At 62.2% G+C, this 15,803-nt stretch carries 14 protein-coding genes and 1 pseudogene; 9 read left to right on the plus strand and 6 right to left on the minus strand.

Features of this window, described 5'->3' with window-relative positions; all coding sequences use genetic code 11:
- Positions 1–194 precede the first annotated feature (194 nt).
- Positions 195–359, plus strand: a pseudogene (locus J9889_RS21605) (magnesium transporter); the annotation flags it as partial.
- Positions 360–417: 58 nt separating this feature from the next.
- On the opposite strand, the gene ppx reads toward J9889_RS21605, so the two are convergent.
- The 3 genes from ppx to J9889_RS21620 form a co-directional block, all read right to left on the minus strand.
- The gene (gene ppx / locus J9889_RS21610; RefSeq protein ID WP_043128825.1) at positions 418–1,908 is read right to left on the minus strand and encodes an exopolyphosphatase; all 1,491 of its coding nucleotides are present in this window, start codon (positions 1,906–1,908) and stop codon (positions 418–420) included.
- Positions 1,898–3,967, minus strand: coding sequence for a polyphosphate kinase 1 (gene ppk1, locus J9889_RS21615; protein WP_010675282.1), 2,070 nt, complete (start codon positions 3,965–3,967; stop codon positions 1,898–1,900). The genes ppx and ppk1 overlap by 11 nt, the downstream gene beginning before the upstream one ends.
- A 76-nt stretch (positions 3,968–4,043) precedes the next feature.
- Entirely contained in the window at positions 4,044–4,556 is a 513-nt protein-coding gene (locus J9889_RS21620) for an ACT domain-containing protein (RefSeq protein ID WP_010675281.1), read from the minus strand.
- 258 nt (positions 4,557–4,814) lie between these two features.
- Between J9889_RS21620 and J9889_RS21625 the strand changes: the two genes are divergently transcribed.
- The 5 genes from J9889_RS21625 (at position 4,815) to J9889_RS21645 (ending at position 10,726) form a co-directional block, all read left to right on the plus strand.
- The gene (locus J9889_RS21625) at positions 4,815–5,654 is read left to right on the plus strand and encodes a DUF2726 domain-containing protein (RefSeq protein ID WP_210558130.1); all 840 of its coding nucleotides are present in this window, start codon (positions 4,815–4,817) and stop codon (positions 5,652–5,654) included.
- Between the two features lie 239 nt (positions 5,655–5,893).
- On the plus strand, positions 5,894–7,312 hold the full coding sequence (locus tag J9889_RS21630; protein WP_041213159.1) for a sigma-54 dependent transcriptional regulator: 1,419 nt from the start codon (positions 5,894–5,896) through the stop codon (positions 7,310–7,312).
- 105 nt (positions 7,313–7,417) lie between these two features.
- Complete coding sequence (locus J9889_RS21635) at positions 7,418–8,452, plus strand: ATP-binding protein (protein ID WP_010675278.1); 1,035 nt, start codon at positions 7,418–7,420, stop codon at positions 8,450–8,452.
- 70 nt (positions 8,453–8,522) lie between these two features.
- On the plus strand, positions 8,523–9,857 hold the full coding sequence (locus tag J9889_RS21640; protein ID WP_053288348.1) for a sigma-54 dependent transcriptional regulator: 1,335 nt from the start codon (positions 8,523–8,525) through the stop codon (positions 9,855–9,857).
- A gap of 107 nt (positions 9,858–9,964) precedes the next feature.
- Positions 9,965–10,726, plus strand: coding sequence for a Nif3-like dinuclear metal center hexameric protein (locus J9889_RS21645; RefSeq protein ID WP_010675276.1), 762 nt, complete (start codon positions 9,965–9,967; stop codon positions 10,724–10,726).
- Positions 10,727–10,840: 114 nt separating this feature from the next.
- Here J9889_RS21645 and purN read toward each other — a convergent pair whose 3' ends face one another.
- Together purN and purM are read right to left on the minus strand one after the other, a co-directional pair.
- Positions 10,841–11,479, minus strand: a complete 639-nt coding sequence (gene purN / locus J9889_RS21650; protein ID WP_042017578.1) for a phosphoribosylglycinamide formyltransferase — start codon at positions 11,477–11,479, stop codon at positions 10,841–10,843.
- A 32-nt stretch (positions 11,480–11,511) separates the two neighbouring features.
- Complete coding sequence (purM, locus tag J9889_RS21655; protein ID WP_010675274.1) at positions 11,512–12,549, minus strand: phosphoribosylformylglycinamidine cyclo-ligase; 1,038 nt, start codon at positions 12,547–12,549, stop codon at positions 11,512–11,514.
- A 176-nt stretch (positions 12,550–12,725) separates the two neighbouring features.
- Here purM and upp point away from each other — a divergent pair, with 176 nt between their 5' ends.
- The 3 genes from upp to hda all read left to right on the plus strand — a co-directional run bounded on the left by upp (position 12,726) and on the right by hda (position 15,326).
- Positions 12,726–13,352 (plus strand): uracil phosphoribosyltransferase, encoded by a 627-nt coding sequence (gene upp, locus J9889_RS21660; protein WP_005302745.1) that lies wholly within the window; start codon positions 12,726–12,728, stop codon positions 13,350–13,352.
- A gap of 141 nt (positions 13,353–13,493) precedes the next feature.
- On the plus strand, positions 13,494–14,522 hold the full coding sequence (locus tag J9889_RS21665; protein WP_103261360.1) for a DUF2066 domain-containing protein: 1,029 nt from the start codon (positions 13,494–13,496) through the stop codon (positions 14,520–14,522).
- 102 nt (positions 14,523–14,624) lie between these two features.
- Entirely contained in the window at positions 14,625–15,326 is a 702-nt protein-coding gene (gene hda, locus J9889_RS21670) for a DnaA inactivator Hda (RefSeq protein ID WP_010675272.1), read from the plus strand.
- A 71-nt stretch (positions 15,327–15,397) separates the two neighbouring features.
- Here hda and tnpA read toward each other — a convergent pair whose 3' ends face one another.
- Positions 15,398–15,802 carry an IS200/IS605-like element ISAs26 family transposase gene (gene tnpA / locus J9889_RS21675; protein ID WP_010674034.1) on the minus strand — a complete coding sequence of 135 codons (405 nt, stop codon included), beginning with the start codon at positions 15,800–15,802 and terminating at the stop codon, positions 15,398–15,400.
- Between the last annotated feature and the right edge of the window lies 1 nt (position 15,803).

Raw genomic sequence — 15,803 nt, forward strand, 5'->3', positions numbered from 1 at the left:
TTATGAGGCGAACGCCGATGTGAACGGCGCTCGCAATATTTTAGCGGCGGGACACGCCGTTTTAGCCTGTGGAGGCGTGGTGCAATCAGGCCGCCCGATGAAGCAGGAACCCGGTACTGCGCGAGCAGCTATCACCCAGTAATGGGGATCCCCCTCCTGTGACGCGAAGCGCTAAGGTGGGGGAGGATGTCAACGTGCTCTGGAGCGCCACTGTCGCCTCGGTGATCCCCATGGTGCTGCGTCGCTTTCGCATCGACCCGGCGGTGGTCTCCGCCCCCTTCATCGCTACCCTGGTGGACGGTGCCGGCCTCATCATCTACTTCGAGATAGCCAAGCTGATCCTGCCGGATCTGCAGTAGGAAAGCACAAGAGACAAAAAAGGCAGCCATCGGCTGCCTTTTTGCACAGAGGGGCGGATCACCCGAGCTGGAACAGCAGGGGCCAGCCCTGCTCGTGGCAGTAGCGGTGCTCCTTTTCCAGGTTCTGCATCAGCAACTTGTTCTCGTCACACCAGTCCAGGGGCAGGGTGACCACCAGCTGATCCCCGGCGGCCTGCACGTTCCACTCGGGCAGCAGGTTGTCCTGACGCCTGTGGTGGGCCGCTACCGCGAGGCGCAGGATGCGGATGCAGCGCAGCACCGTCTGCTCGTCGTGGTTGGGCAGGGCCGGCAGCTCGGAGAGCTTGAGCCCCTTGCGGTGAAAGCGCACCAGGGCCGCCAGCAGGGCCTGATCGTCCTGGTTGAAGCCGGGCAGATCGGTGTTTTGCAAGATATAGGCGGAGTGTTTGTGGATGCCGCTGTAGTTGATGGCAAGGCCGATCTCGTGCAGCCGCGCCGCCCAGCCGAGGATGGCGCGATAGGGCTCTTCCGGCATCTCCCAGGGGCCGCACAGGGCGTCGAACAGGGAGAGGACGCTGCTCTCTACCCGGGTGGCCTGGCGCTTGTCGATGCGATAGTGAGTGCTGAGTGCAAGCGCGGTACGTTCGCGAATGTCGTGATGCTGCAGGCGCTCCTCGAACTCGTAGAGCAACCCTTCGCGCAGGGCGCCGTCGGAGTACTCCATCCGCTCGATGGGCAGGGAGGTGAATAGCCCGAGCAGGATGGCCACCGCGGCGGCAAAGACCCCCTGACGCTCCTCGGTGAGGCCCGCCAGTTTGAGCTGATCGACCCGCTTGTGCTTGAGCATCTCTTCTTTCAGCCGCTCCAGTCCCGCCAGGGTGATGGCACCATCGGTCCACTCTTCCCCCTGCAACACGTCGCGCACGGTGCGGATGGAGCCCGAGCTGCCGAGGCAGCTCTGCCAGCCCAGCTTGCGGTACTGGTTGATGATGGGGGCGAGCTGATGCTGGGCTTCCAACACGGCGGCGTTGAAGGCCTTCTCGCCGAGCTTGCCGTTGCCAAAGAAGCTCTGGGTGAAGCTAACGCAGCCCATCTTGCGGCTGGTGAGCGCCTTGTGCTCAAACCCTTCGCCGATGATGAGCTCGGTGCTGCCGCCGCCGATGTCCACCACCAGCACCTGGCCCTCGATGTGCTGGGTATGGGCGACCCCCTGATAGATGAGGCGGGCCTCTTCCTGGCCGCTGATGATCTCGATGGGGTGGTTGAGCACCTTGGCTGCCTCGCGCACGAAGTCGCGGGCGTTGCTGGCGCGGCGCAATGTGTAGGTGCCGGCGATGCGGATCTGATCCGGCTTGATGTTGGTGAGCCGCTCGGCGAACAGGGCGAGGCAGTCCAGCCCGCGCGCCATGGCCTCCGGGGACATGCGGCGCTGACCGTCCATCCCTTCGGCGAGGCGCACTCGCTCCTTGATGCGATCGATGATCTGCATCCGCCCCTCGGTGAGGCGGGCGATGACCATGTGGAAGCTGTTCGAGCCCAGGTCGACAGCGGCGTACAGACTATTGTCCATGGTTTGACTCTATGCGTTTGAGGTAGTCGTAAATCGCCACCTGGGAACGGACCTTGCGGCGGTTGCCCCGCTTCACGTATTCGTTCTTCTGGTCGGCATCGATCACCCGCGCCTTGCAGGTATCACTCAGTTGTAGCTCGAGAATGTCGAGGATGCGCTGCTTGAGCCGCTCGTCATAGATGGGGGTGCCCACCTCGATGCGACCGTCGATGTTGCGGCTCATCCAGTCGGCACTGGAGATATAGAGCTGGGGATTGCCCTTGTTGTGGAACACCATCACCCGCGGATGTTCGAGGAAACGGTCGATGATGCTGATGACCCGGATGTTGTCGCTCAGACCCGGCACCCCCGGGCGCAGGGCGCACATGCCCCGGATGATCATCTGGATGGGCACCCCGGCCTGGCCGGCGGCATAGAGCCGGTTGATGAGGTCTCTGTCCACCAGGTTGTTGATCTTGAGGGTGATGCCGCTGGGTTGCCCCGCCTTGGCGTTGGCCAGCTCGTTGTCGATGAGGCGATAGAGCTGGCGGCGGCTGTTGATGGGGGAGACCAGCAGGTGGTTGAACTTGTAGCGCCGGTACGGGTACTCGATGTACTCGAACACGCTCTCCACCTCGGCGGTGATGTCCGGATGGCGGGTCAGCAGGGAGAAGTCGGTGTAGATCTTGGCGGTCTTCTCGTTGAAGTTGCCGGTCCCGATATGGGCGTAGCGCACCGCCTCGCCGTTCTCGTGGCGAGTGATGAGGCAGAGCTTGGAGTGGATCTTGAGGCTGGGCACCCCGAACACCACCTTGACGCCTGCGTCGGTCAGGATGTTGGCCCAGTCGATGTTGGCCGCCTCGTCGAAGCGGGCGCGCAACTCCACCACCACGGTCACCTTCTTGCCGTTGTTGGCGGCGTCGATGAGGGAGTGGATGATCCGCGACTTCTTGGCCACCCGGTAGATGTTGATGCGAATGGCGCTGACCGCCGGGTCGAAGGCCGCCTGGCGCACCAGCTCGGTGAAGTGGTGGAACTTGTGGTACGGGTAGTAGAGCAGGATGTCCTGCTTGGCGATGGCGTCGAAGGCGTTGACGAAGCCGTCAAAGTCGCGGCAGTCCAGTGCCGGCAGCTTGGGGTTTTCCAGATAATCCCGGCCCACATTGGGGAAGCCGATGAAATCCTTGAAGTTGTGATAGCGCCCACCGGGCATGATGGCGTCGTAGGAGCTGATCTGCAGCTTGAGCTTCAAGAAGCTTATCATGGCCGCCGGCATCTCCCGCTCGTAGACGAAGCGCACCGGCATGGCAGTGAGGCGCTGTTTCAAGCCGTCACTCATCTTGTCCACCAGGCTGAGGTCCAGCTGGTCGGAGAGGTCATATTCGGCATCCCGGGTCAGCTTGACCGCGTAGGCGGCAATCTCGTCGTAGTCGAAGAAGCCCTTGAAGATCTCGTCCAGACAGAAGCGGATAACGTTGTCCAGGATGATGATCTGCTTCTTGCGACGGGTGCCCTCCGGCGGTAGCTGGAAGAAGCGGGGCAGATCGTCGGTGGGCACTTCCACCAGGGCGTACTGGATCACCTGGCCGTTCTTCTTCATCTCGATGGCGAGATAGGTGTGCTCGTCTTTCAGGAACTTGACCGGGTTGACCTCCTTGTTGAGGAGGATGGGGATGATGTGGCGCAGCACCTTTTCCCGGAAGAAGATCCGCAGCCACTGCTGGATGGACTCGGAGAGCTGGCTTTCGTTCACCAGGAAGATGTTGTGGCGGGCCAGCGCGATCAGCAGCTCCTTGTAGGTGTTGTCGAACGCCTCGCCGAGCGCCATCACCTTCTGCTGGATGGCGCGCAGCAGCACCTTGGCCTCGTCGTCGCCGCCGTGGACTTCGTTGATGAGGATGCGGCGCTTGACGTCCGACACCCGTACCTTGAAGAACTCGTCCTGATTGGAGGAGAAAATCCCGAGGAAACGGACCCGCTCGATGAGGGGTACCGTCTTGTCCATCGCCTCTTGCAACACCCGTTCATTGAATGAGAGCCAGCTAAGCTCTTTCTCTTCATACTGCTTGTCGGTGCTCATCTGGTGCCTCTTTGCTCTGGTTGCGTCTGCGCGGAAGTTATGGCGTCAAACCATGACAAATTTATGACAGGCGACACTATTCGCTCAGATCCTGATCGATGTCGACGACGAGGTCGTCGGAGAGGGACTCCAGGGCCGTGACGAGATCGTCCAGTTCGAGCTGCGGCGGCAGGGCCACCAGGGCGTGGGCATAGAAGAGAGGGGCGCCTGAGTGGGGCGCAGGTTCGCAACCTGTGGTGAGGTCGGCGACGTTGATGTTGAGCTGGCGCAGGATGCTGGCCACTTCGTGGACGATGCCCGGTCTGTCGTTGCCGGTGACGCTGAGCATCACCTGATGGGCCGGTTGCGGGCTCAGCTGCCCTTCGGCGAAGCTCACGGTGAGGCCAGGCAGCATCACCAGGGCCTCGCACAGGCTGCGGTAATGCTCGTCAGGCACGGCGACGTGCAAAATGCCGGCAAATTGCCCCGCCAGCTCGCTCATGGAGCTGGCCAGCCAGTTACCCTGCTGCCGGGTGATGGTATCGGCCAGGCTCTCGACGATCCCGGGTTTGTCTGCGCCGATCACGGTGACGACCAATTGCTTTTGCATCCTGCTCTCCTTGAATGGGGCTGCGTGGGGTCCGTTGACGCCTGGCGGCGACGGGGTGCGCGCCAGAACGTCCATGGGCTCTAGCATTGTGCCTGCTGTGACAGGCCATATGAAGCCCGCCTTGCGCAAATTCAGTGAAAAAACGCGAATGCCGGGACGGGCTTGATTTCTGCGCTGCCTGAGTCGCTTTCCCCGTGGTAGAGTGTGCCCCTTCCTTTGGTGTGAACTGAATTTGTCTTGTAAACGGGATGTGCGTGTATGAATAGCCTTGTCGTATCAGGAGCCGTGTTGCTGGGGTTGCTCCTGCTGGTGATCGTCTGGCGCAGGGAGAAAGAGGGCAAGGCCGAGCCCTATGATCTGCAGGAAACCTTGATGAGCCCAGCCGAGCGCACCTTCTTCGGGGTGCTGGATCAGGCGGTGGGGGACAAGGCCCGTGTCTTTGCCAAGGTACGAGCCTCCTATGTATTGACGCCCGAGGCGCACCTTGGCAAGGGCAAGCGCCAGCAGGCGCTCGGCAAGATAGGGGAGAAGCACTTCGATTTTCTGCTCTGCCACCCGGCGGATCTCTCTTTCCTGTGTGCCGTGGAGCTGGATGACGAGGGGCACCGCCACCAGAAGCGCAAGTCGCGGGATCTCTTCCTGAAGGCGGCCTGCGATGGCGCCGGCCTGCCGCTGTTGCAGATCCCGGCCAGCAGCCACTACCAGGTCGACGAGTTGCGGGAGCAACTGCTGCCCCTGCTGGCGAGAACGACGGCGCCGGTGGATGACCTGCTGCCCGGCGAGCGCCGCGAACCGACCTTCAGCGCGCTGCTGCTCGATGGTGTCGATCTGGGCACGTCACACCCGGGGGCTGCCAGGGAGCCCCAGGTGCCGCCCCCCCAGGCCGGAGAGGCAATGCCCGTGTTGATGGAGGAGAATCCCTTCCTCGATCCGGATGAGGAGGAGCCCCGGGAGACGATCCCTCATTGCCCCCGCTGTGCCGCGCCCCTGGTGGCACGGGAAGCACGAAAGGGTCCCCATGCCGGTCGCCTGTTCCTCGCCTGCAGCCGGTTTCCCGAGTGCCGCTATGCCGCTCCCCAGGAGAGCGTGAAACACTGATCCCTCCTCTGACGCCGCACCCTGTCGGCGTCATTCTTTCCCCTTCGCTGGTTTTCATCCGATACTCAATCTGGCTGGAAGCGTGATCCCCGTCCCGCCAGGGTCCGGGAGGATGTGACAAGTTTTGACAATCCGCCAGAATTTTGGCACTTTGTCCCCCTTATGACACAGTGCGAAATTGGTTTTAATAAGCACTTAAAAAACAATAACTTGGCGTCAGGTGTGAAAATATGGATAGGATGGCTATGGGTGTGCTGCTTGTTGATGCCGATGATGTGCGGCGCCAACAACTGGGGACTGTGCTCTCCTTCATGGGGATCCCCTGGCAGGAGGTGGTGGAGAGCGATCTCGATGTGGCCATCGAGACTGCCGGGCCCTTGCAGGGGATTCTGGCCGGGGAACTGCGCGAGCGCGCCCTGAGTGAGCTGCTTGCCGCCCATCCTCGTCTGCCCTTTCTCTCCCTGATGCCGGCGAGCCATGGCTGCAGCAACTTCATCGGGGTGGCCGAGGCGCCCTTTACCTATGAGTCCCTTACCCGTCATCTGCACTTCTGCCAGGCCTTCATCTCCCTGCATCCCCGTCATCAGACCCACGACAAGGGTCAGACCCTGCTTCGCCTGCTGGTGGGCAAGGGGAGGGGCATTCAGGAGGTGCGCCGTCTCATCGGCCAGGTGGCCGAGACCGACGCCAACGTACTGATCCTCGGTGAGTCCGGGACCGGCAAGGAGGTGGTGGCTCGCGCCATCCACGAGCTGTCCGCCCGAAGCGCGGGCCCCTTCGTGCCCATCAACTGCGGCGCCATTCCGGCGGAGCTGCTCGAGAGCGAGCTGTTCGGTCACGAGAAGGGGGCCTTCACCGGTGCCATTGCCGCCCGGCGCGGCCGCTTCGAACTGGCCCAGGGGGGCACCCTCTTCCTCGACGAAATCGGCGATATGCCGCTGCCGATGCAGGTCAAGTTGCTGCGGGTGCTGCAGGAGCGCCAGTTCGACCGGGTCGGAGGCGGCAAGGCTGTCCAGGCAGATGTGCGGGTGATCGCGGCGACCCACCGGGATCTGGAAGCCATGATCCGCACCCAGGCATTTCGCGAAGATCTCTACTACCGCCTCAATGTGTTCCCCATCGAGACACCCCCCCTGCGGGATCGGGCCGACGACATTCCGCTGCTGCTGCAGGAGCTGCTCAATCGCCATGCCGAACAGCACAAGGGGATCATCCGTCTGACCCAGCGCGCCATGGAGTCCCTGATGCAGTACGCCTGGCCCGGCAACGTGCGCGAGCTGTCCAACCTCATCGAGCGCCTGCTCATCCTCTATCCGAACCAGATCGTCGATGTGGCGGATCTGCCCGGCCGCTATCGCCTGCTGCCCTGCGAGCCACGAGATGAACGGCTCACCGAGATGGACGAGCGGGACGCCCTGGCTGCCGTGTTCCAGTCCCCACCAGAGCTGGATCCCGGCATAGCCATGCCCCTGCCCATGCAGTTGCCCCAGGAAGGGGTCAACCTCAAGGAGATGCTTGCCGACCTCGAGGTGGAGCTGATCCGCCAGGCCCTGGAGTCCCAGGACGGGGTGGTGGCCCGCGCCGCCGACCTGCTCAGCATGCGCCGCACCACCCTGGTGGAGAAGATGAAGAAGTACGGCATGAGCAAGGACAATTGAGGTCAATGCTTTGACGCATTGACCCAATACATTGATAAATAACGTCTATTTTGCTGGCATGGAAATTGAATAAGCTGACTCAATCGCCAGTTTGAGGTCAGCTTTATGACAATCTTGCAGCAGGATGCCCCCCTCCAGTCACATGAAGTGAGTCAGCTTTACGCCATTTTCACGGCGCTGCCGACAGGCGTGCTGCTGCTCGATGGCGAGGGGCTGATCACCCGTGCAAACCCTGCCGCCCTGGCGCTGCTGGGAGAGCCACTGGAAGGCCTCTCCTGGCGCCAGATCATTGCCCGCTGCTTCGAACCCCGTGAGGATGACGGTCACGAGATCTCCTTGCGAGACGGTCGCCGGGTTCAGCTGTCGACCCAGCCGCTGCCGGATCAGCCCGGCCAACTGGTGTTCATTACCGACTTGACCGAGACCCGCCAGTTGCAGGACAGGGTCAACCACATGAAGCGTCTCTCCGCCCTTGGCAACATGGCGGCTTCCCTGGCGCACCAGATCCGCACCCCGCTCTCCGCCGCCATGCTCTATGCGGCCAACCTGGCCAACCGCACCCTCAAGCCTGAATCCCGCAGCCAGTTCCAGCAAAAATTGATGGCCAGGTTGCAAGACCTGGAAAAACAGATCAACGACATCCTGCTGTTTGCCCGCAATGGCGACAACCAGGTGGTGGCGCCCCTCTCGGTGCAGGGCTTGCTGGCGGAAGTGCAGGCGGGGGCCGAAGCCTTCTGCCAGCAGCAGGGCTGCGCCTTGCATCTGGAGGCCCCTGAGCCCGATCTCTGTCTGCTTGCCAACAGCAGTGCCCTGGCGGGGGCCATCAACAACCTCATAGCCAACGCCCGGCAGGCCGGCGCCGATTCGCTCCTGGTGAGCGCTGTGCGCAGCGGCAACCGGGTGGAGATGCGGGTCATCGACAACGGCAAGGGGATGGCCCCCTCCCTGCTCAACCAGATCTTCGAACCCTTCTTTACCACCCGATCCCAAGGCACGGGCCTCGGTCTTGCGGTGGTGCAGTCGGTGGTACGAGCCCATCAGGGAGAGGTAAGCGTGGCCTCGGTCCCTGGCGAGGGCACCTGTTTTACCCTGTCCTTCCCCCTGCATCAGCAACAGGTTCAGTTGGGGGGCGTGGCATGAGGCGCACAAAAGCCGGAGCGCCGGTGAAGATGATTCTCGACAAGGCCATGTTGGTTGTAGGAGGTGTGGCATGACCCAGGCTCGCATTCTGGTGGTGGAAGATGACAACGGCCTGCGCGAGGCGCTGGTGGATACCCTGCTGCTCGGTGGCTATGAGTGCCGCGAGGTGGACAGCGGCGAGCGGGCCCTGCTTGCCCTGTCCCGTCAGCGCTTTGACATGGTGATCTCCGACATCCAGATGGGGGGCATGGATGGCCTGACCCTGCTCGCCAACATCCGCCAGCAATATCCCCAGGTGCCTGTGCTCCTGATGACGGCCTACGCCAACATCGACGGGGCGGTGCGCGCCATGCGCGAGGGGGCGATCGACTATCTGGCCAAGCCCTTCTCCCCCGAGGTGCTGCTCAACCAGGTCAGCCGTTATGTGCCGGCCCAGAAGGTGGAGAAGCGGGCCGTGGTGTACGGGGACCCTAGGACTGCGGAGCTGTTCCAGCTGGCGACCCGGGTGGCGAGAAGCGAAGCCACCGTCATGGTGACCGGCCCGAGCGGGACGGGCAAGGAGGTGTTGGCTCGCTACATTCACGACCACTCCAACCGGGCAGAACAGGCCTTCGTCGCCATCAACTGCGCCGCCATTCCGGAGAACATGCTGGAAGCGACCCTGTTTGGCTACGAGAAGGGCGCTTTCACCGGTGCGGTGCAGGGGTGCCCTGGCAAGTTCGAGCAGGCTCAGGGAGGAACCCTGCTGCTCGACGAGATCACCGAGATGGATCTGGGACTGCAGGCCAAGCTGCTGCGGGTCTTGCAGGAGAAAGAGGTGGAGCGGCTCGGCAGCCGCAAAATGATCCCCCTCGATGTGCGGGTCATTGCCACCAGCAACCGGGATCTGAAAAAAGCGGTGCAGGACGGGCTGTTCCGCGAAGATCTCTACTACCGCCTCAACGTCTTCCCCCTGCGCTGGACGGCGCTCTGGGAGCGCCCGGGGGACATTCTTCCCCTGGCGGAGCATCTGCTGGCGCTGCATGCCAGCCAGATGGGGCTGCCGACGCCGCAGCTTGCAGAGGGCGCCCGAGAGCGTCTGATGGCTCACCCCTGGCCCGGCAACGTGCGCGAGCTCGACAACGTGGTGCAGCGCGCCCTGATCCTCTGCCCAGACGGCCTCATCGACTGTGAGCACCTGATCCTGGAAGAGACGGACGAGACCCTGGTGCGGCCGCTTGAGCGGCTGTCAGGGGAGGGGCTTGGCGGCGAACTCAAGCTGCAGGAGCACCAGATCATTCTGGACACCCTGCAGGAGTGCAACGGCAGTCGCAAAGCGGTGGCCGACAAGCTCGGCATCAGCCCGCGCACCCTGCGCTACAAGCTGGCCCAGATGCGTGACGCCGGCATCGAGTTGCCCGCCTAGGCCTGACAGGCGCATGGCCTTGCCGGTCCGGCTCGATTATCATGGGCCCTGACGATCGGAATCCGGCTCCCCGCACAGTGCGTGGGGAGCCCAGCTAGGAGACCCCCATGATCTCTCATCGTAAACTGGAAAGCCTGCTCAACCACCTGCTCGAACCCCATGCCATCAAGGATTACTGCCCCAACGGCCTGCAGGTGGAGGGGCGCGAGCGCATTCGCAAGGTGGTGACCGGCGTCACCGCCAGCCAGGCCCTCATCGATGCCGCCGTGGCCGCCGATGCCGACGCCATCCTGGTTCATCACGGCTACTTCTGGAGCGGCGAGCCGGCCCAGATCACCGGCATGAAGCAGCGTCGTCTCAAGACCCTCTTGACCCACGACATCAACCTGTTTGCCTACCACCTGCCGCTGGACGTGCACCCCGAGGTGGGGAACAACGCCCAGCTTGCCAGGCTGCTCGGCATCAAGGTGCGTCGCGGTCTCGAGCCCTGGAACAGCAAGAGCGTGGCCATGGTGGGCAAGCTGGAGGAGCCCATGAGCGGCAGCGATTTTGCCAAGCTGATTGCCGAGCGTCTCGGTCGCGAGCCGCTTCATTGTGGTGACAGTGGTCCCGAGCTCATCCGCTCCGTGGCCTGGTGCACCGGCGGTGGCCAGAGCTACATCAGCCAGGCGGCGGAGCAGGGCATCGATGCCTTCATCTCCGGCGAAGCCTCCGAGCAGACCATCCACACCGCCCGCGAGATGGGCATGCACTTCTACGCCGCAGGCCATCACGCCACCGAGCGCTACGGCGTCAAGGCGCTGGGAGAGTGGCTCGCCACCGTACACGGGTTGGAGGTGACCTTTATAGATATCGACAATCCGGTGTAGGGCCGATGAGCCGCGCAGCGGCGTCATCGGACGTGATGACAGCCATTGCGCTGGCCGATAGAAATGACAAGGGAGGCCTGAGCCTCCCTTGTTGTGTCTTACTGCTGCTCGCGGTTACTCGCTGGCATAGCCTGCCAGGCCAAGCTGCTTGCCATCGAGGAAGGCAGACCCTTCTCGCATCTGCAAGCGCCCTTCACAGAACCACTGCACCACCAGTGGGTAGATGCTGTGCTCCTGCACCTGGACCCGGGCGGCGACCTCGTCTGCACTGTCCCCTTCGAAGATGGGGACCCGTGCCTGGAGGATCACCGGGCCGCCGTCGAGCTCTTCGGTGACGAAGTGGACGCTGGCGCCGTGCTCGTCATCACCGGCCTCGATGGCGCGCTGGTGGGTGTGCAGACCCTGGTATTTTGGCAGCAACGAGGGGTGGATGTTGATCATCCTCCCCGCGAAGTGGCGCACGAGGTCGGCGCTCAGGATCCGCATAAAGCCGGCCAGCACCACCAGATCCGGCTGATAATCCGCCATCAGGGCCAGCAGGGCGGCATCATACTCCTCCCGGCTGGCGAACTGCTGCTGGGCCAGGATGGCGGTTGCCACCCCGGCTTCCCTGGCACGCACCAGGCCATAGGCATCAGCCTTGTTGCTGATGACGCCGACCACCTGACCGGCAATCTTGCCGCCGGCACAGCCATCGAGGATGGCCTGCAGGTTGCTGCCGCTGCCTGAGATGAGGACGAGGATGCGTTTCATAGGGGAGGTCATCTGGCCGTTGATCCGATCATTCATTGAATGATGACCTGCTCCTCACCATCGGCCGCCTTGGCGATGTGGCCGATGTGCCAGGCGTTCTCGCCTTCGGCCTTGAGCAGGGCCAGTGCCTTGTCCAGCTGATCCGCCGGCAGGGCGATGATCATGCCGACGCCGCAGTTGAAGGTGCGATACATCTCGTGGCGGGTGACGTTGCCTGCCTGTTGCAGCCAGCTGAACACCGCCGGCCACTGCCAGCTCTGCTCGTCGATGACCGCCTGGGTATTGGCGGGCAGCACGCGCGGGATGTTCTCCCAGAAGCCGCCGCCAGTGATGTGGGACAGGGCGTGGATCTCGCACTCCTTGATGAGCTTGAGCACGGGCTTCACATAGATGCGGGTCGGCTCCAGCAGGGCGTTGGCCAGGGTGGTGTCACCCAGCGGCTGCTGCACGTCGGCCTTGGAGACTTCCAGGATCTTGCGAATGAGGGAGAAGCCGTTGGAGTGGGGACCGCTGGCGGCCAGGGCGATCAGGGCATCCCCTTCGCCAACCTTGCTGCCGTCGATGATCTCGCTCTTTTCCACCACGCCGACGCAGAAACCGGCGATGTCGTAATCTTCCCCTTCATACATGCCAGGCATTTCGGCAGTTTCACCGCCGACCAGGGCACAGCCGGACTGTTCGCAGCCGGCGCCGATGCCGGTGACCACGGCAGCGGCAGTGTCCACGTCCAGTTTGCCGGTGGCATAGTAGTCGAGGAAGAAGAGGGGCTCGGCGCCCTGCACGATGAGGTCATTGACGCACATGGCGACCAAGTCGATCCCCACGGTGTCGTGCTTCTTCAGGTCGATGGCCAGACGCAGCTTGGTGCCCACCCCGTCGGTACCGGAGACCAGTACCGGTTCCTTGTAGCCAGCAGGGATTTGACACAGGGCCCCAAAGCCGCCAAGACCACCAAGGACTTCAGGACGACGAGTGCGTTTTGACACGCCCTTGATACGTTCAACCAGTGCATTGCCGGCATCGATATCTACGCCAGCATCCTTGTAGCTCAGTGAGGTTTTGTCAGTCACGCGTATTCCCCGTCATATAAAGAAGTGGAGGGTAAAATTCGGGGCGTATTCTACCAGCGGGCACGAAAAACCAGAAAGAAAATCGTTTGCGCGTTTTTGAATCGAAAAGCTCTACAAGCCGTGGCTTTTGTTGTATGATTCCGCGATTTTTTTGGCGCCGGTTAGAGGAGATAATAATGAAAGTCGTTGAAGTCAAACACCCCCTGGTCAAGCACAAGATCGGCCTGATGCGCGAAGGCGACATCAGCACCAAGCGTTTCCGTGAACTGGCCAAGGAAGTGGGCAGTTTGTTGACCTACGAAGCGACCTCTGACTTCGAAACCGAAAAAGTGACCATCGATGGCTGGAACGGCCCTGTGGAAGTCGACCAGATCAAGGGCAAGAAGGTCACCGTGGTGCCCATCCTGCGCGCCGGTCTTGGCATGATGGACGGGGTGCTGGAGCACATGCCGAGCGCCCGCGTCAGCGTGGTCGGTATCTATCGCGATGAAGAGACCCTGCAGCCTGTCCCCTACTTCGAGAAGATCGTCAGCAACATCGAAGAGCGTCTGGCCCTGGTCATCGACCCCATGCTGGCCACCGGCGGCTCCATGATCGCCACCATCGATCTGCTCAAGAAGAAAGGTTGCCAGTCCATCAAGGTGCTGGTGCTGGTTGCCGCGCCGGAAGGCATCAAGGCGCTGGAAGCCGCTCACCCGGACGTGGAGCTGTTCTGTGCCTCCATCGACCAGGGGCTGAACGAGAAGGGCTATATCGTCCCGGGCTTGGGTGATGCCGGCGACAAGATCTTCGGCACCAAGTAAGCATCACCCCATCGCCGCGCCCAAGGCGCGCAAACGGAGCCGGCACCCTGCCGGCTCCGCTGTTTCTCCCCCCCTTTGCTTGCTGCCATGCGCGCCTTGCCGCTACCATAAGCACCATCCCCCATTTCGAGAATCTTCTTTATGCTGAAACGCTTAGCGACTCTCCTCTGCTGCTGTCTGCCTCTCGTGGTGTCGGCCGCCCAGGTAACCGACCTCTATCAGGGCAAGGCTCCCACCAGTGGCGACATGACGGCCGCCCAGTCCCAGGCGCTGGGGTATGTGCTCGTCAAGGTGACGGGCAAGCGCGATATCCTCACCCAGCCGGATGTGGTGAAGGCCCTGGCGGCGCCGGCGGATTACGTGCAGCAATACAGCTATCAGGACATCGGCTCGGTCAAGTTTCTCAAGGCGGATTTCAATGTGGCCAAGGTGAACGCCCTGGTCGGCCAGAGCAAGTTTGCCCTGCTTGGCCCGGTGCGGCCGCAGGTCGCCATCTGGCTGGTGGTCGACGAAGGCGAGCGGCGCATTCTGCCGGATCAGTCCGGCGATGGCTGGTCCGAGGCGCTGCGTGCCCAGACCCAGGCCATGGGGCTGCCGGTCAGTCTCCCGCTGATGGACTTGGATGACAACATGGCGGTCAATGCCACCGATGTCTGGGGCCGCTTTGCCGATCCCGTGCTCAAGGCGAGCCAGCGTTACGGCGCCGAAATGGTGGTGCTCGGCAAACTGAGCCCGGAGGGGGAGGCCTGGAGCATCGACTGGGGTCTTTATGGTACCAAGCCGGGGGCGCAGGCAGGAGAGCTGACCGAGCTGACCAAGGGTTCGGGTTCAGGTACCCAGGCCGAGGTGGCAAAGGGCTTTGCCGATGCCCTGGCCGGTTGGCTGGTGCAGCAGTACGGTACCCGTCTCTCCGGTGTCGCCTCCAGCCAGACCCTGGTGGTGGAGGGGCTGTCCGATATCGATGGCATGATCCAGATCCAGAAGCTGCTGCAGGGGATGGCCAGTGTCACCAAGGTGGCTATTGGCAAGCTGGAAGGGGACAAGGTGACCTTCAACCTCTCGCTGCAGGGGGACAAGGCCGAGCTGGTGAGGGGGTTGCAACTGGAGAGCCGCCTGCATCAGGTGGAAGACAACGAGAGCGGCCTGCGCTATCAATGGTCGCAGCCCTGATCCCGGGGAAGGATCCTGACCGCCCGGCATGGTCCGGGCGGTTCTCTATCTGCCCCGCTGGTGATACACTTGCCCGCAAATATCACAGTCAAAGCCCAACGAGTGAAGCAACCGGCCCAACTGTCTTTAGCCGTACAACTACCGGATGATGAAACCTTCGTCAGTTTTTATCCCGGCAACAACGCCCATCTGATCACCGCCCTCAAGAATGCGGCCATCGGTCAGGGCTCGCCCTTCCTCTATTTCTGGGGAGCCAAGGGGTCGGGCCGCTCCCATCTGCTCCATGCCACCTGCGCCGAGGTCAACGCCCGCGACGCGGCGGCGGCCTATCTCTCCCTCGATCAATTCGAACAGCTTGACCCCAGCATGCTCGATGCCTTGGAGAGCCTGCCCCTGGTCTGTCTCGACAGCCTGGAGGCGATCGCCGGCAACGCCCTGTGGGAGCGGGCCCTGTTCGACTTCTACAATCGCTGGAAGGAGAAGGGGGAGGGGACGCTCATCGTTACCGGCTGCAGCGCGCCACGCAAGCTGGGGCTGCAACTGCCGGATCTCGCGTCCCGTCTCGACTGGGGAGTGAGCTTCCACCTCGACGAGCTGGACGACGAGGGCAAACTCAGCGCCCTGCAACTGCGCGCCGAGCTGCGGGGTTTCAAGCTGCCCATCGACGTGGGCCGTTTCCTGCTCAACCGCCTCTCCCGCGACATGCGCACCCTGCTTGCCACCCTCAATCGTCTCGACAACGCCTCCTTCCGTGCCAAGCGCAAGCTGACCATTCCCTTTGTCAAAGAGATCCTCGAGCTCTGAAAACCTATCCCATCTTAAATGCGAAAGGGGACTCCCTCCGACGTAGGTGGGAGGGGAATTTCGCCGGGGCGTCAGCCCCGCTGGTTTTGAATGTATTGCTTGATCACCTCCAACGGTGCTCCGCCGCAAGAGCCCGCAAAGTAAGAGCGTGACCAGAGTACGGGTTTGCTGTAAGCACCTCTCAAGTCCAGAAATTCATTACGCAGTCGCCTTGATGTGACCGCCTTTAACGAGTTCACCAGTACCGATAGCTGCACCGTTGGCGCGTACTCTATCAGCATGTGAACATGATCAGCCTCTCCGTCACACTCTTTCAGTTCCGCACCAAAATCTCTGCAAACCTCTGCCGCACACTGACCGAATGAAGCGTGATGCAGATCCCCCAGTATCGGCTTTCGATACTTGGTAATAAACACCAAATGTACGTGCAAAACGTAGGCCGCATGGCGTGATTTATTAATTTTAGTGAATTGCATT

Source organism: Aeromonas sp. PrichA-15, from assembly GCF_017939245.1.
GTDB lineage: Bacteria > Pseudomonadota > Gammaproteobacteria > Enterobacterales > Aeromonadaceae > Aeromonas > Aeromonas caviae.